The sequence below is a fragment of the Maribacter litoralis genome (assembly GCF_003075045.1).
Taxonomy (GTDB): Bacteria; Bacteroidota; Bacteroidia; order Flavobacteriales; family Flavobacteriaceae; genus Maribacter; species Maribacter litoralis.
The window spans coordinates 54,139-79,213 of the sequence record NZ_QCZD01000007.1 but is presented as its reverse complement, the minus strand read 5'-3'; the positions used below and the strand labels follow the sequence as shown (position 1 = coordinate 79,213).

Here is a 25,075-nt window from a genome sequence, read left to right as displayed (position 1 = left end):
ATTAACCTATTTAATGCATATTACTATGAAACGATTTTTTTTAAGTTCAGCTATTTTTCTATTGGCCTTGAGTTCTGTTCAAGCTCAGAAAAAAAGTGAATTAATTGAGCAAAATCAAGATTTAAAATATAAGCTAGATTCGATATCTAGAATGGTAAGCACTTCTCAACGAAACGAGAAATTGGCCAATCAACGTTCGGAAGAATACCAATCTCAAGTAACCGAACTACAAGATGCCAATGCAACTTTAATGAAGAATCTCAACAGTTTTGCGACATTATCAAGCCAAAATACCGAGAATATCAATAAAACATTAGCAACCCTAGAACGCAAGGAAAAACAATTAAAAGGTATAACAGATGCCGTTTCAAGTAATGATTCTACCGCTGTTGTAATATTGACAAATGCAAAGCAAGCTTTAGGTGAGAATGCTAAAGTTAGTGTTTCCGATGGGTCGGTTATTATTTCAGAAAAATTAGATTTTTTCTTTACTGATGGTGTTGGACTGAATCCTTCAAGCGAGTCGAAAGGTTGGATTGAGAATGTAGCTAAGGTTGCCAATGCAAACCCTAAAAGTGTTATTACCGTTGCTAGCTTAAATATTACAGGAGAAATGAATATTGCCTTGCAGCAAGCTGCCGCCATTGCCAGTATTTTAATCAAGGATTTTGGTGTAAACGGAGAGCGCGTAATTGCTGTGGGACAAGACGGTGGCTTACGAGAATCGTTGCAAATTAAGTTTCAACCAGATTATAAAGCATTTTATGATATGGCCAAGGGAGACGTTAAAAATTAAAATACTTGTATTTCATCGATGAAGTACTATACTAATTGAAAAATTTGGACGTTCTTGTTTCGTAAAACATAACTGATTAAAAAATGAACTCCGACCAAATTTTTCAATTATTCGCATATCTACTACCTTCAGTCGTAACCGGTGCTATTGCTTTTTATTTTTTTAGAATGCATACCAATAATGAAGAAGGAAGACGACGTTTTCTTTTACATAAAGACTCTCAAAAAGATACATTACCCGTGCGTCTGCAAGCCTATGAACGTATGGCTTTGTTTTTAGAACGAATTGCAATACCAAGCTTGGTAGTACGTGTAGCTCCACAAAGTGATGATAAAAATGCGTATGAAAACTTATTGATCAAAAGTATAGAGACCGAATTTGATCACAACCTTTCACAGCAAATATATATGACCGATGAATGCTGGAATATAATTAAAGCAGCTAAGAGCGCAACAATTCAAATGATTAGAAAAGCTGCGATGAGCAATACAGAAACTGCCGATAAGCTAAGAGAAGATATTTTGAATGAAACAATGGAAAAAACTTCACCATCTTCCACTGCCCTAACATTCGTAAAAAAAGAAATTGGTGACCTTTGGTAATCAATAAAAAACACTAAGAATAAAAAAATGCTTTCTATAAAGAAAGCATTTTTTTTTATCGTTTAAATTATAATAAATCTTACTCGTTCTCATTAGGTTCAATAGGGTTGGTTTCTTCGTTTTTATTCTTTGCATACAAATAACCCCTTTTCCACCAAAGGGTCATTTTTGCCTTATCAAAAATTAAAGAATTAGTTGTTAGTATCGTTGGCGTATAAAATAAGTTGATTATAGCATTCTTTTGGTTGGCAACCAATTTTCCTATTCTAATGTTCTGATTTTCTATTCGGTCAAGAATAAAACTCATCATCGTAGTAATTAATTCAAACGGATTGCGAGAAGCAACCCTATTCATATAATTAACTTCTGTATGTAACACGACTACATCTACCTCTGTTGCCCCACGTTTAATAGCTTCTTCAATGGGAACAATGCTTCCCAAACCGCCATCTGCATACTCGCAAAAGTTTTTGCGAACCAAACTCATAAACGGCGTGTAATTGGCAGAAATCCAAATCCAATCACAAAAATCCTCGTACGTACAATCTTTAATTGATTTGTATTCGACTTGATTTAAAGACAAATTAGAAACTGTTATCACCACATCTGAATCTCCATTTTTTAAAGTTTCGAACTCTTCAAGGGTTAAACTTTTTTCAATAAGCTTTCTTAGGTTTTCACTTTCACCAAAAGTCTTTTTCCCTGTTAAAAAATTGCGTAAAACATTCCAGTGATTTATTGAAATCTCTTCGTTACCACGAATATTCTTAACCAAAAAAGGACAATTATTAAAAATACTTTTTTGATTTACATTAGAGTAAATTTCTTTGATCTTATCTAACTTACCTAAAGCTAAATGAGAGATTAGAAGACTACCGGTAGAAGTACCTACAAAAATATCATACTTTCTACCTTCTTCTTGTATAAGGTATTGGGCAACACCACCTGCAAAGGCTCCTTTACTACCACCACCGGAAATTACTAATGCTTTCATTATTAATTTAATTTCGTTTTAAGATAACGCAAATCTGATGAATTTAGTTGATTTGCAACCTTTTCAATTTCTTTTTTCTGTTCTTCATCTCCCCATAAGGTATCAAGTAATCCCCTAGCATAATTTCTAAATTGCCAAGAATGATGGTTTGTAGCCTTAATTAAATTAGCATAGGCTTCATCATTTAATGCTTTTATTTCAAAAAGGTATTGAAAAGCAGTTTGTCGTATTTCAGGATTGTATTTAGCATCTGTATAACTAACTAGCTCTCGATGATAATTAATACTTTCTGTAGAATTATAATCTGGCGTAAACAATGCCAATGTAAGCCAAAGTAACCGTACATTCTTATTTGGGTGTCCATTTATATCTTTGGTTTGATCTAAGTACAACTTTCGATTATCAGGGTATGCATCCCACAAACGAAACAACATAACCTCTTTGGTAGAATAACTTTCATCTTCTAATAATGACTCAAAATAAGACCTTAAATCTTCTGGTATATTCTTTTTGGATGTTGCAATACTCTGCCTGATTTTAATAGATTTTTCATTGGCAAGTATCTTTTTAAGAGATGAATCAGATATTTGAGATATATAATCTTTAATAATTTGAGATTTAAATTGCCAGGGAGTTTCGGAGTGCCACATCAACTTTAGTTTTTCATCATCTAACACATCGGTGGCATCTATTTCTTCTTGAAATTCAAAAAAATGTTTCAAAAATCTATTACTCTTTTCCAGGTAAGCCTTAGCAATTTCAAAGTTAAAAGTTTCATTGACGAGCCAAACTTCTCTGAACTCACCTAAATCTTTACCACTAGCTAATTCCATTTCAACAATAAAATCTGAAACGGTTACATTTTGGAACTTATATTTATTTAGGTATGTTTTTATTCCTTCTTTAAAATCATCCTCTCCTACTTCATCCTTCAACATAGCTAAAGCCCATGCCCCTTTTTCATAAAAAGTAAGACTACTAGCCTTCGGGTTTAGCAAGCTCTCCCCTTCTCCCTTTTCTGAAATATCACTTAATACTTTTGCCGTCTCAAATAATTTCCAATAAAAATAATCGTCACCAAAAATCTCTTTTTCAGCCAAATAGGCAAAATATGTAGCAAAACCTTCATGTAACCAATGGTGTTCACTATTCTTTTCCGTCACCAAATTGCCAAACCATTGGTGTGCCAATTCATGAGCATTGATGTTGACATAATTTCTATCAATAAAAGAAGTTGAATCGATAAAATATGCATCAGAAAAAAAAGTAGCACTCGTATTTTCCATACCTGCATATAAAAAATCATGTACAGGTACTTGTTTGTAATTCTGCCAAGGATAGGCTACTCCTATCTCGTTTTCAAAAAAATCAAATATCCGTTTTGTGTATCTATACGTGGGTTCCACTTTTAAATTATCATCAAGATAATAATAGTTTTCAATGGTTACACCGCTTTCAGAGGTCAATACTTGCTTATCATATTTACCCATGGCAAAAGCCAGTAAATAACTGCTCATTGGTTCTTTCATATCAAATAACCAAATAGGATCTTCTCCATCATTGTTAGTTTTTAAAAGTAGATTACCATTCGCAATGACTTGATATTTTTTATCGGCTTCAATAGTAAGATCAAATTCTACTTTTTCTTCCATGTCATCAAAACTAGGAAGCCAATAGCTGGTGTATTTTCCTTGCCCTTGCGTCCATATTTGCTCATTGCCTTCTACATCATCATCCCAACCAATAAAATAGACCGTTTGTTTGGGTTTCGTTACATATTCAAGAAGCAGTTTATGTGATGCCCCCTTTTTAAATTTATGTTCAATGGAAATGGTCTTTCCTGTTGCAGTAAAATCAGTCTTGTTTCCATCAAGCTCTACTTTTAAAAAATCTATGTTTTTAGCATCAAGAAATATAGAGTCAACATTTTGTAACACATTAAAGCGATAGATTACCCCACCTTTAATCATTTTTTCTTCAGGTATAGGGCTTAAGTAAACCTTAGCCTTAATAAAGTCTACCCTATCTTGATGTTGCCCATAAGAATAGAAACAAAAACAAAGAACAAAGGCTAAAACTATTTTTTTCATGCAAATTAATAAGCTTGTAGAAAATCAAATTTAATACTTTAGTTTGTCGCAAATCTACCTAAAGCCTATTTTAGTACTATGAACGCAAATTTCTTGCAAACTCCCATAGTATACTTAAAAGGTGTCGGTCCAAATAGGGCCGAAACTTTAAAGTCTGAATTAGGGGTAGAAACCTATCAAGATTTGCTGAATCTTTTCCCAAATCGATACATAGATAAAACCCAATACTATAAAATTGGTCAGTTACAACGTAGTAATGCCGATGTGCAGATTATTGGAAAAATAATCAATATAAAAACTGTTGAACAGAAAAGGGGAACGCGATTAGTAGCCCGTTTTAAAGATGATACCGGCGAAATAGAATTGGTTTGGTTTAGAGGTCAAAAATGGATTCGTGAAAATCTAAAACTAAACCTACCTTACGTCATTTTTGGTAAGTGCAATTGGTATAATGGTACATTTTCAATGCCACATCCAGAAATGGAGCCTTTAAAAGAACACCAGCAGGGTACAAAAGTATACATGCAACCCGTATACCCATCTACAGAAAAGTTAAGTAATAAAGGCATTACCAATAAGGTCATCAGTAAGCTGATGCAGCAACTGTTCATTGAAATCAACGGCAAGTTCACCGAAAGCCTATCTGACAAGTTACTGTATGAATTAAAACTATTGAACAAGAGTGAATCTATGTTTAATATTCACTTTCCAAAGAATCAAGAACTTTTGGCTAAGGCGCAGTTCCGATTAAAATTTGAAGAACTTTTTTATATTCAACTACAACTTATTGGGAAAAATGTTTCTAGAAAGAAAAAGATCAAAGGCTTCCCATTTCTTGAAGTTGGCGAATACTTTAAGGATTTCTACAATAATAAATTACCTTTTGAACTTACAGGAGCACAGAAACGAGTTATAAAAGAAATACGAGCAGATCTGGGCAGTAATGCCCAAATGAACCGTTTACTACAAGGTGATGTAGGGTCAGGAAAAACCATTGTTGCCGTAATGACCATGTTGTTGGCCATCGATAACGGTTTTCAAGCTTGTTTAATGGCGCCAACGGAAATACTTGCTAATCAACATTTTCAGGGCATTTCTGAATTACTGGAAGGAACGGAGATTACCTGTGCTTTGTTAACAGGCTCCGTTAAAAAATCTGCACGTAAACCAATTCACGAACAGTTGGAAAGCGGCCAATTAAATATACTCATAGGTACCCATGCTCTACTAGAAGATAAAGTAAAATACAAGAATTTAGGTATGGCTATTATCGACGAGCAGCATCGTTTTGGAGTAGCACAACGTTCTAAACTGTGGCATAAGAATGAATTTCCTCCACATATATTGGTAATGACTGCAACACCTATACCAAGAACGTTAGCCATGAGTTTATATGGTGATCTGGATATCTCGGTAATTGACGAATTGCCGCCAGGGCGTAAACCCATAAAAACAGTACACCGTTATGATGCTAACCGACTAAAAGTTTTTCGATTTATACGTGATGAAATTGAAAAAGGGCGACAAGTTTATGTGGTATACCCATTGATTCAAGAATCTGAAGCAATGGATTACAAAGACCTTATGGATGGTTATGAGAGTATTGCTCGCGATTTTCCTCAACCAAAATACCAGATTTCTATAGTTCACGGGCAAATGAAGCCTGCCGATAAAGACTATGAAATGAACCGTTTTGTAAAAGGCGATACTCAAATTATGGTAGCCACTACGGTTATTGAAGTAGGTGTAAACGTACCTAATGCATCGGTAATGATTATTGAAAGTGCCGAACGTTTTGGTCTTTCACAACTACACCAATTACGTGGGCGTGTTGGTCGTGGTGCAGATCAAAGCTATTGTATTCTTATGACCGGTCATAAATTATCTAATGATTCAAAAACCAGACTGGAGACTATGGTGGCTACCAATGACGGTTTTGAAATTGCCGAGGTAGATTTAAAACTGCGTGGACCCGGAGATATCATGGGCACCCAACAAAGCGGACTCCTAAATCTAAAAATAGCTGATATCGTTAAGGATAATGATATTCTAAAATCTGCTCGCTTCTATGCATTACAGCTTCTAAAAGAAGACCCATCTCTTAGTAAACCAGAGAATCTAATTATTAGACATATGTATGCCCAGTTGGTAAAGCATAAGAATATCTGGACGTATATTAGTTAGTTTTATTTTAAATCTAAAGCCAATATATAGTCATCTGCCGTTAAAAACAAACGCTTTTCATTAGTGGTTAACGCGCAATTTGAAGTTAAAAGACCTGTTCGTATTTTAGCTATGGGTTTTGCCTCTTTAGTGAAAATCCACAACCCACCTGGTCCTGTGGCAAAAACATAACCTTTGCTATTGGTTTTCATACCATCCGGAAGTCCTTGCTCATTTGGTTTGCCCAAAAGGTGCTCAACATTATAAAATAGTTTCTTTTCCGCTACCTTACCAGGAGACTCTAAATTATATTGGTGCCATGCGCCACCTACTTTTTCATCTGACACCGCTACGTAAAGTGTTTTATTATCAGGAGAAAGCGTAATTCCGTTAGGGTAGCTCAACTCTTTATCCAAAAGTAGGAGTTCGCCAGTTTTCAAAAGGCAATAAACACCTTGAAAATCCAACTTCTTATTCTTATCATCAATTAAATTTTCTAGTCCGTATGGTGGGTCTGTAAAATAGAGATTGCCTTCATCATCGTATATGCCATCATTAGGGCTATTCAATCTTTTTCCCTCGTATTCACTCACTATAGAGCTGTATTCTGGTTTTGGGTCGTTCATTGATGATTTCATAACACCTACACGTCTTTCTCCGTGCTGCATTAGAACCAATTGTCCACTAGAGTTCAGTAGTAAACCGTTAGACCCTGACCCTTTACCCGTATAATTTTGAACATCATAGCCCGAAGGCTTTAAATACGTTATCGTATCGTTCTTGTCATTTAATTTATAGACCTTGTTCTGCGGAATATCAGAAAACAGAAGATACTGTCCGTTTTCTATCCACAAAGGTCCCTCCACCCAATCAAAGCCACTCGCCACGATTTGCAAAGAAGATTCAGGATTTAAAATCTGTAACGCTTCTTCATCTAATATTTCAACTGCAAATTTAGAGGCAACAGCATTTGGCACATCGGTATTCTTAGTTTTTATTTCTTTACAAGAAATAAAAGCAAATAAAATGATTAGAAACAGACTACTTTTTATCATATCAATGAGCCTTTGCCTTGATTAAAAAATCTTCAGACATTTTTTTGGTTGACTCAAAATCTATCATGCCTGTCTGTGAATCATTTACTACACAACCATAACCAATACCAGATGCTCCAGCCTTAAACCAATCTGCAGCGTTATTTGGGTTTATACCACCAACTGCAAAATATTCTATGTGATCCAAAGGAGCCCTTATTGCTTTAAAAAAATTGAGCCCCATAGCCCCAGCGGGAAAAAGTTTTACCACATCTGCCCCATTTTCATGCGCCATACATACTTCAGAAGGTGTCATGGCACCCATTAATACGGGTACATTGTATTCATGACCTAAAGCAATAACATCAACATTGGTATTAGGTGTGACCAAAAACTGCGCTCCTGCAGCAATGGCTTTTTCTGCAATAACTACGTTAATCGCGGTACCAACTCCAATAATTTTATCAGGATATAGTGCACGCGCCTTCGTAATTTCTTCTAAAAACCCTGGAGTGTTAGAGGTAATTTCTAGCACATTCACCCCGGTTTCCAAAACCATCTTAACCACCTTTGAAACATCTGCCTGATTCTTTGTGCGTAAAATGGCGACTATTTTTTCATTCTTAATTCTAGCTACTATTTCTTTTCTATTCATCGTAAAACGTGTCCGGAAATATTACCTTCCATTATTGATTTAATTTCATTTTCTGAACTTGTGTGTTGATCTCCCTTTATCGTATGCTTCAAAGCAAAAGCCGCAGTGGAGAAATCTATAATTTCTTGATTAGTACAACCTTTATCAATACTATGTAAACACGCAGCAGCAAAGGCATCGCCAGTACCAAAGCGATCGGTTATTTTAACTTTTATCGCCTTTGAGACCGATAAATCATTATCATTTAAAAACACACCCGAAAGCTCATTTTCGCTCGCAGAACTATGATCTCTAATGGTAAAAGCCAATTGTTCAACACCAAACTCTTTTTTCGCTTTTCTAATAGCGTCAATAGTCCTTTCTTCAGCGCTATCACCAAAAAAATTCATTTCATATACATCTTTTAGAACACCTGCATTACCAAAAAGCAAATCGGTATTTTCAAGAATTTTATTGAATATGACCTGTGCCTCTTTATTAGAATTCCATAAAGACCTTCTATAATTCATGTCAAAAGCAACTTTTACTCCCATTTCATCGGCTATTTTTGCAGCGTTTACAGTCTCTAAAGCACATTGTTCACTAAGAACAGGAGTTATACCAGAAAGGAAGAGCCATTTTTTATTCTTGAGGATTTCTTTCCATTTAAACTCCCCTTCCCCAATTGTGCTTATAGCGGAGTCTGCCCTATCATAAATAACGCTTGACGGTCTAATAGAGTCGCCAATCTCAATAAAATAGGTTCCAATTCTTTTACCGCCACGGACAACAAAACTTGTTTGCACACCAAAACCCTGTAAATTTCTAACCGCAGCATCACCCAATTGATTGGCAGGTAGCTTAGAAACAAAATCAACATTATTATTTAAAACTCCTAAAGCGCTAGCCACATTAGACTCAGAACCGGCATAATTGACATTAAAATTGTTGGAAGAATTTATTTTCTGTCCGTGGTTGTTGGGCGTTAACCGCAACATTATTTCTCCAAAAGTTATAAAGCTCATATGTTTACCAATTTGTTAATGACCCATCATTTCTTCTTAATGTAGGAATATCTACAAGTATAAATTCTTTAGAAAGTGCCAATTCCTCATTAAAATCGACGCCAAGACCAGGTAAATCAGACACCTTGTATCGAGGTCCTTCAAGCATAGGTTGCATAGGATAAAATTCAGTTGCATTTGTGCCCATTTGTTGAGCAGGTGTATTTATTTCCTCCAACCAACTAAAATTAGGGCACGAAGCCCCCAGTTGTATAGTAGCAGCAGTACATATAGGACCTAATGGATTATGCGGCATTAAATCTATGTAATGGGTTTCTGCCATTGAAGCTACCTTTTTTGCCTCTGTTAAACCGCCAACGTTACAAACATCTACACGTGCAAACTGTGTTATATTTTGTTCAATAAAAGGCATAAACTGCCATTTGCTCGAAAACTCTTCACCTATAGCAAAGGGTACATCTATCATTTGGCGCAGGCTTTTGTAAGCTTCTGGGTTTTCGTCTCTAATAGGTTCTTCAATAAAGTCCAGAGTACCTTTTGGCATTCTTTGAATAAACGAATAGGTTTCTGGAATAGAAAGTCTTGTATGGTAATCAATACCCATTGTAATTTCGGGTCCGATTTCCTTTCGTAATGAAGTAACCCAATCAGCCAGAAGCGCTATGGAAACTCTAGGTTCAAAAATACCTGGATCTTTCTGTGATTCAAACTCCGCCGGAGCCAAACGTAACATTTTCCATCCCTCTTTTACCAAAGTTCTAGAATAGTCTAACAGTTCTTCTTTGGTAGTAAAACGAACCGAGGCAAAGCACTCCACATAATTACGTTGCTTACCTCCTAAAAGATCATAAATAGGGACATTCAACACTTTACTTTTAACATCATGCAGTGCAATATCAATTGCAGAAATGGCGGCCGTTAAAACACGACCTCCCTCAAAATATTGCCCACGGTACATTTCTTGCCACAACGCACCAATTTGCCTTGGGTCTCTACCTATTAAAAATGTTTTAAAATGCTGAATGGCACCAACAACGGCAAGCTCTCTTCCTGAAAGTCCAGATGCTCCCCAACCAAAAATATTTTCATCGGTTTCAACTTTTACTACCAGCTGTATACCGGCACCTACATTAATAGGGAATGTTTTAATATCAGTAATTTTCATCGTATAAATTCATTTAAGATTTTGGCACGATCCTTTCGACCTTACCAATAACAAAAGTGTAGCAGAAGAATCCTAAAAAAGCAACTCCTCCAATAAAAAACAAAGCAGGCTTAAAGTCTCCATCCTTCACTAAATAACCAATAACAACAGGCACAACAACTGCAGAAAGTCCACCAATAAAATTGAACGCTCCGCCCGTAAGCCCTATTAAGTTTTTAGGCGCCATTAACGAAACGAACACCCATGCGATACTAGCCAAGCCATTACCAAAGAAAGCGATGGCCAAAAACAAAATAACCAACGTATTGTCTTCGGTATAATTGGCACCAATAATTGCCGTGGATAACAGCATACCTATTACAATTGGACCTTTTCTAGCTATTTCATTACTATATCCTTTCTTTACTAAATAATCTGAACTAAACCCTGAAAGAAGAATTCCTGCAAATGCCGCCAGAAATGGTATTGATGCCAAAAACCCCGATTGTAAAAAGTCTAGACCTCTATATTTTACTAAATATGTTGGAAACCATGTAAGAAAGAATATTGCGGTAGCACCTAAACAGAACTGACCGATGTATATACCCCAAAGCTTCCTATACTTAAAAACCTGAATTAAATCTGACATTTCAAATTTCTGTTTCGGCACTTTCTCTGCATCAGATTTTAAATTAATAAGTCCGCCACCATCGGCTATATGTTTCAATTCTTTAGAACTTATGGTTTTGTGATCCTTTGGATCTCTATATAAAAGATACCATACCAATGCCCAAACCAAGCCGATGATACCACTTACAATAAATAAGCCTCTCCACCCCATTTCAGATTGAATCCAAGTTAAAACCGGAGTCAAGAAAGCTAAACCTAAAAATTGACCAGAAGTATAGACCGCAATTGCCGAAGCTCTTTCATTGTCTGGAAACCAACGAGTAACGATTAAATTATTGATAGGATAAGATGGCGCCTCAAAAATACCGATACTTGCCCTTAACCCTATTAATAATAAAAATGAGTTGGCGGCACCCTGTATGAGCGTGGCAATAGACCAAAATGCCATAAGAACGGGATACAAGAATCGCGTTTTTATTTTATCTGCCATAATACCGCCAGGTATCTGTAAAATGGCATAAGTCCAAGCAAAGGCAGAAAAAATATATCCCATTTGTACAGTACTTAACCCTAAATCATCGCTCAGAGCAAATGCAGCAACAGAAATATTACTACGATCAAGATAATTGACGACAACAGTAAAAAAGACCATTGCCAATATGTTATAGCGTTTTTTTGTATTTTTTTCTAACATGTATTTTAAAGTTATTACCGTAATAATTATTATATGAATTTAACGATGCTATATAACAAACAGTATTATATTGACATCCCTTACTGCATGCTAATGATATTTAGCCTCATGAAAAGGTCTTAAAAAAGAACATCGAAAAAATACCACATAAAACATTGAAGTTCTTTTTATGTTTACTGAACACCTTTGGTAAATTGAAATAACTACTTTATAAAAACTAGACAATGTTAAAATTATTTACAATATGATCAACTAAAGGAAAGAATTGAGTTTTTATCAGTAATAAATGTGTTTTACAAAATATTTAAACAGTAAATCAAGTGACTCTTATAAATTTATATTGCACTTAAGAATTCATTAAAATATAACAACTTTATCGTTGAACATCGTAATTTAGAAGTGTGTTAATTTCCAAAAAACCCTTGGTTTTAATAGATTTGTGCACTTAGATTATATAGAATATGAGCGCAACAAAAACATTATTTGACAAAGTGTGGGATTCCCACGTAGTACATAAAATACAAGATGGTCCAGATGTACTGTTCATTGACAGACATATGGTACACGAAGTAACCAGCCCTGTTGCTTTCCTAGGCATCAAGAATAGAAATATTCCTGTAATGCATCCTGAGAAAACTTTTGCAACGGCTGACCATAATACTCCTACTATTAATCAACATTTACCGGTAGCCGACCCACTTTCTGCAAACCAATTAAAAATGTTAGAAGAAAATGCTAATGAATATGGTATTTCTTATTGGGGATTAGGGCATGCAAAAAATGGTATTGTGCACGTTGTTGGTCCTGAGTATGGTATTACACAACCAGGTGCTACCATAGTATGTGGAGATTCACATACCTCTACACATGGTGCTTTTGGAGCAATTGCTTTTGGTATTGGTACTTCTGAAGTTGAAATGGTATTGGCTACACAATGCATAATGCAGCCAAAACCAAAAAGAATGCGTATTAATATTAACGGTAAAATGAGCAAAGGGGTAACTCCTAAAGATGTTGCCTTATTTATTATTTCGCAATTAACTACTTCTGGTGCAACTGGATATTTTGTAGAATACGCCGGTGAAATTTTCAGAGAAATGAGTATGGAGGGTCGTATGACCGTTTGTAACCTAAGTATAGAAATGGGTGCCCGTGGTGGTATGATAGCTCCTGATGAAAAAACATTTGAATATGTAAAAGGTCGTGAGTTTACTCCTAAAGGTGCTGATTGGGACAAAGCAATGGCATATTGGGAAACCTTATATACCGATGAGGATGCCGTTTTTGACAAAGAATTAACTTTTGACGGTTCATTAATTGAACCTATGATTACCTATGGTACCAACCCAGGTATGGGTATGGGAATCTCAAATGATATTCCTATGGCCAATGCCGTACAAGGTGGTGCAACTACCTACCAAAAATCATTGAAATATATGGACTTCAATGAAGGTGAAAGCATGATGGGCAAACCAATTGATTTTGTTTTCTTAGGAAGCTGCACCAACGGTCGTATAGAAGATTTTAGAGCATTTGCATCTATTGTAAAGGGTAGAAAAAAAGCAGATAATGTTACAGCTTGGTTGGTTCCTGGATCGCATAAGGTTGAAACTGCTATTAAAGAAGAAGGCATTCTTGATATTTTAACCGAATCTGGATTTGAACTACGTGAGCCAGGTTGTTCAGCTTGTTTGGCGATGAACGATGATAAAGTACCTGCCGGAAAATTAGCGGTTAGTACATCGAACAGAAACTTTGAAGGTAGACAAGGCCCTGGATCAAGAACATTATTGGCTAGTCCGCTAGTTGCCGCTGCCGCTGCCGTAACCGGTAAAGTAACAGATCCAAGAGAATTAATGGTAGAACTTGTGTAACAAGTTTCCCTTTCGCTATTAGCCGTTGGCTTTTAGCACAGTAACAATTATAATAATATAGGCTAATGGCTAAATGCCAGAAGCAAAAAGCTATAAAAAATGGCATACGATAAATTCAACATATTAACTTCAACGGCAGTACCGTTACCTATTGAAAACGTAGATACAGATCAAATAATTCCTGCTCGATTTTTAAAGGCTACAGAACGTGTAGGTTTCGGTGACAACCTTTTTAGAGACTGGCGTTATAATCAAGACAATACTTTAAAAGAAGATTTTGTTTTGAATCAAGATAAATTCAGCGGAAAAATCTTGGTTGGTGGTAAAAACTTTGGATCAGGATCTTCTCGTGAGCATGCTGCATGGGCAGTTTATGATTACGGATTTAGATGTGTAGTATCTAGCTTTTTTGCAGATATCTTTAGAGGAAATTGTTTAAACATTGGTGTGCTACCAGTGCAGGTTAGTGCAGATTTCCTACAGAAAATCTTTGATGCCGTAGAAGCCGACCCATCTACAGAATTAGAAATTAATCTTCCTGAGCAAAAGATAACCTTATTACCTACCGGTGAAAGTGAATCTTTTGACATTAACGATTACAAGAAAAACAATATGCTTAACGGTTTCGATGATATTGATTACCTATTGAACATCAAAAAGGATATTGAAACATTTGCAGAAAACACACCGTTGTAATCTTTACAACAATATATTATCAACAGCATTTACGTTAACTAACCATTTGCCGTTTCTAATTACAAAGGGAACGGCAATTAGAACACATGAAAAAAAGAAAGTTAGAAATTATGGATACCACCCTGAGGGATGGTGAACAAACCTCTGGAGTATCCTTTTCTGCATCGGAAAAACTGACCTTGGCAAAGTTACTTTTAGAAGAGCTAAAAGTAGACCGTATTGAGGTTGCCTCGGCTCGTGTATCTGATGGTGAACTAGAAGCTGTTCAAAAAATAACCGAATGGGCCGCTGAAAAAGGTTTTTTAGAACGTGTAGAGGTTCTAACTTTTGTGGACGGTGGGGTTTCTTTGGATTGGATGAAAACTTCTGGTGCCGTTTCACAAAATTTGTTGACCAAAGGTTCTCTCAACCATTTAAAATATCAGTTAAAGAAAACTCCAGAACAACATTTTGCAGAAATAGCCGAAATTTTTAAGCAAGCTACTGAAAGAGGTATTATCAATAATATCTATTTAGAGGACTGGAGTAACGGCATGCGAAATTCCAAAGCATATGTTTTTGAATTTTTAGAATTTCTTTCTACCCAAAACGTAAAAAGAATTTTATTACCCGATACTTTAGGTATACTAACACACACCGAAACGTATGCCTACTTAAAAGAAATCATTCAGAAATTTCCGAAGTTACATTTTGATTTTCATGGTCATAACGACTATGATCTTGGTGTTGCAAATATTATGGAAGCCGTAAAAGCGGGTTGCCATGGTCTTCACCTAACAGTAAACGGAATGGGAGAAAGAGCTGGCAATGCCCCTATGGCAAGTGCTATAGCCGTTATCAATGACTTTTTACCAGAAGTAGAGATAAAAGTAAATGAGACCTCATTATATAAGGTAAGTAAATTGGTTTCTGCCTTTACAGGGTTTACCATACCAGCAAACAAACCAATTGTTGGAGATAATGTATTTACCCAAACTGCAGGAATACATGCCGATGGCGACAGCAAAAACAACCTGTATTTTAGCGACCTAATGCCCGAACGTTTTGGTAGAAAACGAAAGTATGCTTTAGGTAAAATGTCTGGCAAAGCGAATATTCAGAAAAATTTACAGGAACTTGGCTTAACATTAAATGATGAAGAGCTTAAAAAAGTTACTGCCAGAATTATAGAATTAGGAGATAAAAAAGAACGGGTTACAAAAGATGACCTTCCATTTATTATTTCCGATGTTTTGGATACTGCCGATTATAAGCAAAAGGTATTTATAAAATCTTATGTACTTACACATGCAAAAGGTTTAATGCCTTCCACTACCCTTTCCGTTGAAATTGACGGAAAAGTTATAGAAGCGCATGCACAAGGAGATGGACAGTATGATGCTTTTATGAACGCCCTTAAAAAAGTGTATATTGCCAAGAAGATTGCCTTGCCAAAACTTACGGATTATGCAGTAAGAATACCGCCTGGCAGTACATCTGATGCTTTATGTGAAACAGTCATCACTTGGGAATTAGACGGTAAAGAATTTACCTCAAGAGGGTTGGATTCTGACCAAACGGTTAGTGCCATTAAAGCGACAGAGAAGATGTTGAATATAATATAGCGCAAAGCGCTTGACGCTGGACGCGGGGCGCTAAACGCTTTTGATGAGAGATTATAAAAAATATAATGTTTGGAAATTAGGTCATGAAGTTACTTTAGAGATTTATAAATTGACTAGAAGCTTTCCTAATAATGAAAATTTTGGATTAACAAGTCAAATGAGAAGAGCTTCTTCATCTATTCCTGCAAATATAGCTGAAGGATGCGGAAGAGAATCTGATGCGGAGTTTAAACGTTTTTTAATCATTTCTCAAGGGTCAGCAAGTGAATTAGAATATTTTACCATTTTAGCAAAAGATCTAAAGTATATTCAAGAAGAAGAGTTTTTAATCATTCATGATAAAGTAAATAAAGTAAGAAGAAGTTTAAATAGTTTAATAAATAAGATATAATTATAAATAGCCTAAACTATATACGTTTAAAGTATAGCGTTTAGCGTACAGCGAAAAGCGAAAAAGCGATAAACCATGAAATTAAATATTGCCTTATTGGCCGGTGATGGTATCGGTCCTGAAGTTATTGATCAAGCAGTAAAGGTATGTGATGCCATTGCTAAAAAATATGAGCACGATATTACTTGGAAACCTGCACTAACGGGAGCGGCAGCTATTGATGCTGTTGGTGAACCTTACCCAGATGAAACTCATGAAGTATGTGCCAATGCAGATGCAGTATTATTTGGCGCTATAGGTCACCCTCGTTTTGACAATGATCCTTCAGCAAAAGTTCGTCCAGAACAGGGATTATTAAAAATGAGACAAAAATTAGGTTTGTTCGCTAATGTAAGACCAACCTTTACCTTCCCTTCTTTAATAGATAAATCTCCATTAAAAAGAGATCGTATTGAAGGAACCGATCTCATTATTTTGAGAGAATTGACCGGAGGAGTTTATTTTGGTGAACGCGGAAGAAAAGATGATGGTAATACTGCATTTGACACCATGACCTACCAACGTTTTGAAATAGAGCGCTTGGCAAGAAAAGGTTTTGACATGGCTATGAAGCGTTCTAAAAAACTATGTTGCGTTGATAAGGCCAATGTATTGGAATCATCTAGACTGTGGAGAGAAACAGTACAAGGTTTAGAAAAAGAGTACCCTGAAGTAGAGGTAACTTATGAGTTTATTGATGCGGTTGCCATGCGATTAATTCAATGGCCAAAAGGTTATGATGTAATCATCACAGCAAACTTATTCGGTGATATTTTAACCGATGAAGCTTCTGTAATAGCAGGTTCAATGGGGCTTATGCCTTCTTCATCTGTAGGTAGTGAAGTTTCTTTATATGAGCCAATACATGGTTCATACCCGCAAGCGGCAGGTAAAGATATTGCTAATCCTTTGGCGACAGTACTTTCTGCTGCTATGCTTTTTGAGGATTTAGACTTAACCAATGAAGCTGAAGAAATTAGAAGAGTAGTAAACAAATCATTAGCTGAAGGTTACGTAACCGAAGACCTTGCCGATGGTGGAAAAAGCTATAAGACAAGTGAAGTTGGCGATTGGCTGGCCAGCAACATTTAAAAATTCATATTTAACTATAAAATCCCTTTAATCATTGATTAAAGGGATTTTTTTATTCTTTAATTGTAATATGACTTTTAAATACTAGAAGCAATAGCAATTTCTTTTTCATAAATACTTTTAACTATTGCACGTAAATCTGGTATAACGGTCTTCACTAATTTAGAAGGTCCGTTAATCAATACACAGATACCTAAATCAGAATCAGGAAAAAGAGCAATTTCATTTCTGTAGTTATTTACGCTACCACCATGATGCCAAATAATTTCTTCTGGTGCATTCTCATTCTCTTTTACTGTATGTATTCTCCAACCAAAGCCGTAAGCCGACTTTATATGTCCCGGCCACCTTTGATAGTACTTTCTATGTCCTTTTAATTCTATAAAAGATTGAAATGCAGGTGCCATTTCGTCTTTTGACATTACTTCTGGATTATGCCCTAACAAAAACCGCATCCACTTGGCCATGTCATTTGAATTCGCATTTATACCGCCAGCTGCTATAGCATTATAATAATTATTTTTAGGCAATACCGATTTCCAACCATTTCTTCTCTTAACATGTGGTAATGCAATATTATCCGTATTCATTAAGGTTTCATGGTCCATTGAAACAGAACTCATACCTAGAGGTTCAAAGAATCTATCGCTCAATAAGGTTTGAATGTTTTTTCCTGTTGCTTTCAGCATCACCTCTTGAGAGACAGAGAACATAGCATTCTGATAACTATATTGTAGACCAGGTTCACTAATAGGGTTAACGTTTTCAAATTTTTCACTGATAGTCGACATGGATAAACCAGCCTCAACCAAATCTGTATAACTATGATAAGGTGTACCTGTAGTATGCGAAAGCAAATGGGATAGTTTTATGCGTTCAGTATGCTGTGGGTCACCAAAATGAAAATTAGGCAAATAATCTGAAACCTTATCTTCTAATCGCAACATACCGTCACTTTCCAAATTTGCTGCCAAAACACCTGTAAATCCTTTAGATATAGACCCTAGTCTAAACAAAGTTTCTGCATCCACCGACTCGTTGGCATTATAACTTCTCTTTCCGTATCCGTTAGATAATATTACTGAATCGCCATTAACTATACTAACACCGGCACCAACAATATCTCCCGCTTTAATTGCCTGATCAAAGTATTTTGATAAAGCTTCGTTTAAAGCTTTCTGCCTAATATTATATAATTTAATTTCCCTTTTCTCAGCAAGGGTTTTTTCTGGATTAGGATTCGCAATTATTGCCTTGGAGTGCTCTGGCTTAAAAGAAGAAGCAGTAAGAACAAAAAAAAGGAGAACCATAATTATGGTTCCAAAGAATAGTTTGGTACGTGACACAGTATAGTAGGTTTATGTCGAATATAACGGGTTAAAATGTAATAAATTATCGATGAACTACACAATATTTAAATTTTAACATCTAGCCTGTTTAATTAAGAACTTGGATCAAAATATTCAAACACCTATTTATAAAAAAAAAGGAACCTAGTAAAGGTTCCTTTAAATTAATATTGACTCATAATAGATTAATAGCCCATAGCCATTTTTCTATATTTATTTTCTTTTCTTTTTCTTACGATTAAAATCCCTACTGCTATAGCGACACCAGAAAATGCAAGAATTGCACCAACTAGACTAGAATACACGATACCATAACCGAAAGCAATTGGTAGCCCTGCTAAATATGCTCCAGAAGCATTACCCATGTTAAAGGCACTTTGATTCATAGAAGAACCCAGCATTTCTGAACCTTTAGATGTATTTATTATTGCCATTTGAATTGGTGTTGCCACAGTAAATGATATTGCTCCTATTACAAATGTCAAAACCATTAGTAAATAAGGATTGGTCGCTATCATCATATTCAACAATAAAATACCGCACATTACCGACAAACTAATTATAACCGCTTTTAAAGGAGAAAACCACTCCGCCATTTTTGCCCCTAAAAAATTTCCTGCAACCATACCTAGTCCGGCTAACATCATCGCGTAACCTACAAAATGATCAGGCAAACCAGCTACATCCGTAATCAAAGGAGCTACGTAACTGTACCAAGCAAAGAATCCACCAGTTCCTATGGTAGTCAACGCAATCAAAGCCCACAATTCGCTATTCTTTAAACCCTGGCTAACGGTAACCTTTTCCTCTTGATCGTCGACTTCAATTTTTGGCATCCATAAGTAAATACTTCCCAATGCCAGCAAGCCTACAAAACCAACTAAGTAAAAAGAAACACTCCAGCTAAATTGTTGTCCTAAGTAAGTTCCAATTGGCACACCTATTACGTTCGCAACTGTAAGTCCAGAAAACATAATAGAAATTGCCTGAGCACCTTTACCTTTTTTAGCCAATTTTGTTGCAACTACCGCACCTATACCAAAGAATGCACCGTGAGGTATACCAGATAAAAATCTTAAGAACAACAAACTGCTATACCCTGCTGCCAACCCAGATAATGTATTGAATACCGTAAACCAGATCATTAGAAAGAACAACATTTTCTTAGGACTCAATTTTGACCCCAACCCTGTCAACAATGGTGCACCTACTACAACACCCAATGCATACGCTGCAATGAAATGTCCTGCTTGAGGAATGGTTATTCCCAAAGAACCGGATACTTCTGTTAAAATTCCCATGATAACAAACTCGGTCAGTCCGATCCCGAAACCTCCTATAGCCAAAGCAAACAATGCTTTTTTATTTGATTTTAAATTCTCCATACTTCAAATTTTAATTCTTTCTACATCAATCTATTTTACCCATGCAATTAAAAAGGCAAAGTTAGAACGCATATGTCGTTAACAACTCAAATTAATTACCAGATTTCTGTGAAAAATTAACCTTCTTAAATTTCACTTAATAGTGAATTCTACCAATTCAGTAGAGAAAATCTACAATTGAGAAAACCATTTTATTCCAACCTTAACCAACAACCCATATTTGTGGTATCAATCAAAACAAAATCAACAATGAAGACGCTATTAATTACTTTGCTTACACTTTTCTATCTCTCCACATTTGCTCAATCAACTATTTCAGGTAAGATAATTGACCAACAAGGTCTACCGGTTATCGGAGCAAATGTTTATTTACAAGGTACATATGATGGTACCGCAACCAGTGACGAGGGACATTTCACTTTTGAAACGGATGCTAAAGGCATACATACCTTAATAGCATCATCAATTTCATTTGAGACGTATTCAAAATCAGCAGATGTCATCAACTTTAAGAACATCACCATTAAACTAAAAGATGATATCAACACCTTAGATGCCGTTACTGTTAACGCAGGAACATTCAATGCTGGTGATAATGCCAAAGTTACCGCATTAAAACCGTTGGATATTGTAACCACAGCCGGCGCCCTTGGAGACTTTGTAGGCGCATTACAAACTTTACCAGGAACTTCAAATGTGGCGGAAGATGGTAGATTATTCGTTAGAGGTGGCGATGCAGATGAAACACAAATCTTTGTAGATGGCATGCGTGTATTTACACCCTACTCCCCATCTGCAAACAATATCCCCACCAGGGGGAGGTTATCTCCGTTTCTCTTTAAAGGAATAACATTTTCTACGGGAGGATACTCTGCAGAATACGGTCAAGCATTATCCAGTGTTTTATTATTGAATAGCGTTAATGAACCACAAGAGGAAAAAACCGACATATCAATTATGAGCGTTGGTCTTGGACTTGGTAATACTCAAATTTGGGATAAAAGTTCTTTAAGCGTAAATGCCAACTACATAAACTTAACACCGTATCAAAAACTGTATCCTGATAATAATGAATGGCATAAACCCGTAGAATCATTTGGCGGTGAAGCGGTATATAGATATAAATTCAATAACGACGGACTTTTAAAAGTTTATGGAGCATACAGTTCGGTGGACTTTGATCTAACATAAGAAGATATTAATGAAGTTGATGGTGTGCGCTTCGGTTTAAACAATAAAAACCTATACATTAATACTTCATATCAAGATTTTTTGGAAAGGGATTGGAGCATACAAACAGGCATTAGTTTTGCAAACGACCAATCAGATATTAAGATTAATACTAGTGAGATCGAAGACGTTGAAAATTCTGCTCATTTAAAAATTACTTTGAAAAAATATTTTTCAAGTAGATACAAATTAAATTTTGGCGCCGAATACTTCATTACCAACTTTAAAGAAAACTATACAGACGCTAATTTTGAGAACACCTATGGTTTTGATAATAATATTTTCAGCACTTTTGCAGAGACCGATATTTTCTTCTCTAAAAACTTCGCTACCAAAATCGGATTACGAGGTGAATACTCGCAATTGCTAGAAGAATTCAATCTATCGCCAAGATTGTCGTTAGCTTATAAATCTGGATCAAACTCTCAATTTTCACTAGCGTATGGTGAGTTTTTTCAAAATCCTAAGAATGAATATTTAAAATTCAACACTGATTTTACTGCAGAAAAGACTACTCATTATATAGCCAACTATCAATATGTAAAAAACAAACAAATATTTAGGGCCGAGGCTTATTACAAAGACTATGGTAGTTTGGTAAAGTACAATACCGATTTCACTTTACCCACGTCAACTTATGAAAATACCGGTAATGGTTTTGCAAAGGGACTCGATGTTTTTTGGAGGGATAATAAAACAATAAAAAATACAGAATACTGGATGTCTTATTCCTATCTGGACACCGAAAGAAACTACCAAAATTACCCTACCACCGCTACACCAAACTTTGCCAGTAAACACAATGCATCATTAGTGGTAAAACGATGGGTAGAAAACTGGAAGAGCCAGATCGGGTTTAGTTATAATTATGCTTCCGGGCGTAATTACACCGACCCTAATAAAGGAGGTTTTTTAACGGAGCAAGCCAAAAGCTTTAATTCACTAAATCTTAATTATGCGTATTTAATAAGTCCGCAAAAGATATTGTACCTATCCGTTAGTAACGTCTTAGGTTCTAAAAATGTAAATGGCTATCAATATGCCGACCAACCAAATACCGAAGGCATTTTTGATAGAAGAACCATTACACCTGCTGCAGATCGCTTCTTTTTCATTGGCTTCTTTTGGACTATCAGCAAAAACAAAAATGACAATCAATTGGACAATTTGTAAATCTTACAATTCAAGATCAAATAACAACAACTGGGTCATCTATTTTATTAGAAACTACTATTTAAAAAGATATTTGAACAACAATAAATAACATCAAATAAATACATCATGAGAAACTTATTACTAATTGCCACGTTTATTTTCACCCTAAACATTTCTGCTCAAACTTCGTACGAAAAAGGTATGAACCAAGCTTTTGCCTTATGGGACCAACAAAAGAATACCGAAGCTGCTCAACTTTTTGAAAGAATATCAGCTGCAGAAACCGATAATTGGTTACCGGCTTATTATGCTGGTTTAATTGAAATAGTAAGTAGTTTTGGGCTACAAGATGAAGCATTATTAAACACGAAACTTACCAGAGCAAAAACATTCTTGGACAAAGCTTCTGAAATCTCGGAAAACAATCCGGAAATAATGATTTCATACGCATTACTGAATACAGCCTATATAGCTTTTGACGGCGCAAAATACGGAATGACCTTATCTGGTGAGAATGCTGCCATCTATCAAAAAGCATTAAGCATAGCTCCCAACAATCCAAGGGTGCTTTTAAGCAAGACGGAATGGGATATGGGTGCCGCAAAATTCTTTGGTAAATCTACCGCTCCATTTTGTAAGGATATAGATCGTGCCATAGCCTTATTCAATGAAGAAGAACAAACCATACCTTATTATCCATATTCAGGATTAGAAAGAGCACAGGCAATCAGTGCTAATTGTAAAAAAGAAACCTCCCCTAATTAATTAGGAGAGGTTTTTAATTATTTATCTCAATAATCAGTTATAATATATAATCTGTACTTACAAAATTGGAGAGCTTTGCTTCTAATAGATTTTCAACAATATCGGTATTTAGCTCGTTATCCTTAAAGGCAACAAAAGTCCTGATAGAGAATGAACGCAAAGCATCATGAACACTTAAGGTAGCCTGTGCAGAATCTTTTCTTCCTGTAAACGGATAAACATCTGGTCCTCTTTGGCATGAACTGTTTAAATTAACACGGCACACCAGGTTTACCAAGGTGTCTATTAATGGAGAAAGTGCATATACATCTTTACCGAACAAACTTACTTGCTGCCCATAATTACTTTCGGCCATATCATCTAAAGGCTCTTCAATATCTGTGAAAGGAACAATAGGAATAATAGGTCCAAATTGCTCTTCTTGATATACACGCATGTCTTTTGTTACAGGATAAAGAACTGCTGGCCAAATGTAATTATCAAAATGCTGACCTCCCTTTTTATTGATGATTTTAGCTCCTTTTGCAAGTGCATCATCTATTAATCCTTGTATGTACGCCGCTTTATCCGGTTCTGGTAAAGGAGTAAGTTTTACACCATCATCCCACGGGTTTCCGAACTTTAACTCGTCTACTTTTTTTGCGAATTGTTTGTTGAAATCTGCCCTAATATCTTCATGAACATACACCACTTTTAATGCAGTACAACGCTGCCCGTTGAAAGATAAAGTACCCGCTAAGCATTCACTTATGGTTAAGTCTAAATCTGCATCAGGTAAAATTATAGCAGGGTTTTTCGCTTCTAAGCCTAGCACCAATCGTAATCTATTACTTTTTGGGTGTTGATCTTGTAAAGCATTGGCAGATTTACTATTACCAATTAAAGCCAAAACATCAACTTTACCTGTTTGCATGATTGGTGCCGCTACCGTTCTACCTCTACCAAAAAGTACATTGACCACACCTTTAGGAAAACTGGTTTGAAATGCCTCAAGAAGCGGTGTTATCAAAAGAACTCCATGTTTTGCAGGCTTGAAAATGGTTGTATTCCCCATAATAATAGCAGGGATCAACAATGCAAAAGTTTCGTTCAATGGGTAGTTATAAGGCCCTAAACAAAGCACGACCCCTAAAGGTCCTCTTTTAATATGCGCATATACACCATCATGTTTGGTGAATTTAGCTGCATCACGATCTAATTGCTTATAATCTTCAATAGTATCTTCAATATACTCAACGGTTCTATCAAATTCTTTTTGAGAATCTGGTAGCGATTTACCAATTTCCCACATTAATAATTTAACGACTTCTTCTCTTTTGGTCTTCATTTTAGAAACAAAAACCTCCATACATTCAATGCGGTCCTTTACATGCATTGTTGGCCATACGCCCTGCCCTTTGTCATAGGCTTTTAAAGCACCGTTCAATGCTTCAAGAGCTTCCGCCTCTTGCAAGTCGGGAATACTACCCAACAATGTTGGCTTATATTCTTTGGTTGAAGAAATAGTAGAAAACACTGGTGTTGTGTCTCCTTTCCATTCTTTTAATTCTCCGTTGACCAAATAATGTTTTTGGTCTATAGTAGATGTTATTTGAAATTCTTCTGGAATTTTAATTTCGCTCATTTCTTTACCTTTTTAGTACAATCGTTGATACATGTAATATGGGTCGCATTATAAATTGTTAGCTA

General features: G+C 35.8%; 21 protein-coding genes. 11 read left to right on the top strand and 10 right to left on the bottom strand.

Annotated features, from left to right (window positions below):
• Positions 1 to 25: 25 nt before the first annotated feature.
• Positions 26 to 796 carry a hypothetical protein gene (locus DCS95_RS18825; protein WP_164674241.1) on the top strand — a complete coding sequence of 257 codons (771 nt, stop codon included), beginning with the start codon at positions 26 to 28 and terminating at the stop codon, positions 794 to 796.
• Between the two features lie 83 nt (positions 797 to 879).
• Positions 880 to 1,398, top strand: a complete 519-nt coding sequence (locus DCS95_RS18820) for a DUF7935 family protein (protein WP_116772345.1) — start codon at positions 880 to 882, stop codon at positions 1,396 to 1,398.
• A gap of 79 nt (positions 1,399 to 1,477) precedes the next feature.
• Here the strand turns inward: DCS95_RS18820 and DCS95_RS18815 are convergent, their stop codons facing one another.
• A complete protein-coding gene (locus tag DCS95_RS18815) occupies positions 1,478 to 2,392 on the bottom strand; it encodes a patatin-like phospholipase family protein (RefSeq protein ID WP_116772344.1) in 915 nt (304 codons plus the stop codon).
• A 2-nt stretch (positions 2,393 to 2,394) separates the two neighbouring features.
• Positions 2,395 to 4,482, bottom strand: coding sequence for a M1 family metallopeptidase (locus DCS95_RS18810; protein WP_116772343.1), 2,088 nt, complete (start codon positions 4,480 to 4,482; stop codon positions 2,395 to 2,397).
• A gap of 78 nt (positions 4,483 to 4,560) precedes the next feature.
• Here DCS95_RS18810 and recG point away from each other — a divergent pair, with 78 nt between their 5' ends.
• A complete protein-coding gene (gene recG, locus DCS95_RS18805; RefSeq protein ID WP_116772342.1) occupies positions 4,561 to 6,666 on the top strand; it encodes an ATP-dependent DNA helicase RecG in 2,106 nt (701 codons plus the stop codon).
• Between the two features lie 2 nt (positions 6,667 to 6,668).
• On the opposite strand, the gene DCS95_RS18800 is transcribed toward recG, so the two are convergent.
• The 5 genes from DCS95_RS18800 to DCS95_RS18780 are packed head-to-tail and all read right to left on the bottom strand — an operon-like array spanning position 6,669 to position 11,806.
• The gene (locus DCS95_RS18800) at positions 6,669 to 7,700 is read right to left on the bottom strand and encodes an SMP-30/gluconolactonase/LRE family protein (protein ID WP_116772341.1); all 1,032 of its coding nucleotides are present in this window, start codon (positions 7,698 to 7,700) and stop codon (positions 6,669 to 6,671) included.
• Position 7,701: 1 nt separating this feature from the next.
• Complete coding sequence (locus tag DCS95_RS18795; RefSeq protein ID WP_116772340.1) at positions 7,702 to 8,334, bottom strand: bifunctional 4-hydroxy-2-oxoglutarate aldolase/2-dehydro-3-deoxy-phosphogluconate aldolase; 633 nt, start codon at positions 8,332 to 8,334, stop codon at positions 7,702 to 7,704.
• Positions 8,331 to 9,338, bottom strand: a complete 1,008-nt coding sequence (locus tag DCS95_RS18790; RefSeq protein ID WP_116772339.1) for a sugar kinase — start codon at positions 9,336 to 9,338, stop codon at positions 8,331 to 8,333. Before DCS95_RS18790 ends, DCS95_RS18795 begins: the two co-directional genes overlap by 4 nt.
• A 4-nt stretch (positions 9,339 to 9,342) precedes the next feature.
• Positions 9,343 to 10,503 (bottom strand): mandelate racemase/muconate lactonizing enzyme family protein, encoded by a 1,161-nt coding sequence (locus tag DCS95_RS18785; protein WP_116772338.1) that lies wholly within the window; start codon positions 10,501 to 10,503, stop codon positions 9,343 to 9,345.
• A 13-nt stretch (positions 10,504 to 10,516) separates the two neighbouring features.
• Positions 10,517 to 11,806, bottom strand: a complete 1,290-nt coding sequence (locus DCS95_RS18780; RefSeq protein ID WP_116772337.1) for an MFS transporter — start codon at positions 11,804 to 11,806, stop codon at positions 10,517 to 10,519.
• A gap of 461 nt (positions 11,807 to 12,267) precedes the next feature.
• Here DCS95_RS18780 and leuC point away from each other — a divergent pair, with 461 nt between their 5' ends.
• The 5 genes from leuC (at position 12,268) to leuB (ending at position 17,502) form a co-directional block, all read left to right on the top strand.
• Positions 12,268 to 13,680, top strand: a complete 1,413-nt coding sequence (leuC, locus tag DCS95_RS18775; protein WP_116772336.1) for a 3-isopropylmalate dehydratase large subunit — start codon at positions 12,268 to 12,270, stop codon at positions 13,678 to 13,680.
• Between the two features lie 99 nt (positions 13,681 to 13,779).
• Complete coding sequence (gene leuD / locus DCS95_RS18770; RefSeq protein ID WP_116772335.1) at positions 13,780 to 14,376, top strand: 3-isopropylmalate dehydratase small subunit; 597 nt, start codon at positions 13,780 to 13,782, stop codon at positions 14,374 to 14,376.
• 86 nt (positions 14,377 to 14,462) lie between these two features.
• Positions 14,463 to 15,980 carry an alpha-isopropylmalate synthase regulatory domain-containing protein gene (locus tag DCS95_RS18765; RefSeq protein WP_116772334.1) on the top strand — a complete coding sequence of 506 codons (1,518 nt, stop codon included), beginning with the start codon at positions 14,463 to 14,465 and terminating at the stop codon, positions 15,978 to 15,980.
• 43 nt (positions 15,981 to 16,023) lie between these two features.
• A complete protein-coding gene (locus DCS95_RS18760) occupies positions 16,024 to 16,371 on the top strand; it encodes a four helix bundle protein (RefSeq protein WP_116772333.1) in 348 nt (115 codons plus the stop codon).
• A 75-nt stretch (positions 16,372 to 16,446) separates the two neighbouring features.
• A complete protein-coding gene (leuB, locus tag DCS95_RS18755; RefSeq protein ID WP_116772332.1) occupies positions 16,447 to 17,502 on the top strand; it encodes a 3-isopropylmalate dehydrogenase in 1,056 nt (351 codons plus the stop codon).
• 77 nt (positions 17,503 to 17,579) lie between these two features.
• Here leuB and DCS95_RS18750 read toward each other — a convergent pair whose 3' ends face one another.
• Together DCS95_RS18750 and DCS95_RS18745 are read right to left on the bottom strand one after the other, a co-directional pair.
• The gene (locus tag DCS95_RS18750; protein WP_244178497.1) at positions 17,580 to 18,848 is read right to left on the bottom strand and encodes a serine hydrolase domain-containing protein; all 1,269 of its coding nucleotides are present in this window, start codon (positions 18,846 to 18,848) and stop codon (positions 17,580 to 17,582) included.
• A gap of 188 nt (positions 18,849 to 19,036) precedes the next feature.
• Positions 19,037 to 20,236 (bottom strand): MFS transporter, encoded by a 1,200-nt coding sequence (locus DCS95_RS18745; protein WP_116772330.1) that lies wholly within the window; start codon positions 20,234 to 20,236, stop codon positions 19,037 to 19,039.
• A gap of 249 nt (positions 20,237 to 20,485) precedes the next feature.
• Here DCS95_RS18745 and DCS95_RS20670 point away from each other — a divergent pair, with 249 nt between their 5' ends.
• The 3 genes from DCS95_RS20670 to DCS95_RS18735 all read left to right on the top strand — a co-directional run bounded on the left by DCS95_RS20670 (position 20,486) and on the right by DCS95_RS18735 (position 23,386).
• Positions 20,486 to 21,427 (top strand): TonB-dependent receptor, encoded by a 942-nt coding sequence (locus DCS95_RS20670; protein ID WP_341865209.1) that lies wholly within the window; start codon positions 20,486 to 20,488, stop codon positions 21,425 to 21,427.
• A 24-nt stretch (positions 21,428 to 21,451) separates the two neighbouring features.
• Positions 21,452 to 22,639, top strand: a complete 1,188-nt coding sequence (locus DCS95_RS20665; protein ID WP_341865208.1) for a TonB-dependent receptor plug domain-containing protein — start codon at positions 21,452 to 21,454, stop codon at positions 22,637 to 22,639.
• Positions 22,640 to 22,747: 108 nt separating this feature from the next.
• Positions 22,748 to 23,386, top strand: coding sequence for a tetratricopeptide repeat protein (locus DCS95_RS18735; RefSeq protein ID WP_116772329.1), 639 nt, complete (start codon positions 22,748 to 22,750; stop codon positions 23,384 to 23,386).
• A 37-nt stretch (positions 23,387 to 23,423) separates the two neighbouring features.
• On the opposite strand, the gene DCS95_RS18730 is transcribed toward DCS95_RS18735, so the two are convergent.
• Positions 23,424 to 25,010: an NADP-dependent glyceraldehyde-3-phosphate dehydrogenase gene (locus tag DCS95_RS18730; protein WP_116772328.1), complete on the bottom strand. Its 1,587-nt coding sequence runs from the start codon at positions 25,008 to 25,010 to the stop codon at positions 23,424 to 23,426.
• Positions 25,011 to 25,075: the final 65 nt, after the last annotated feature.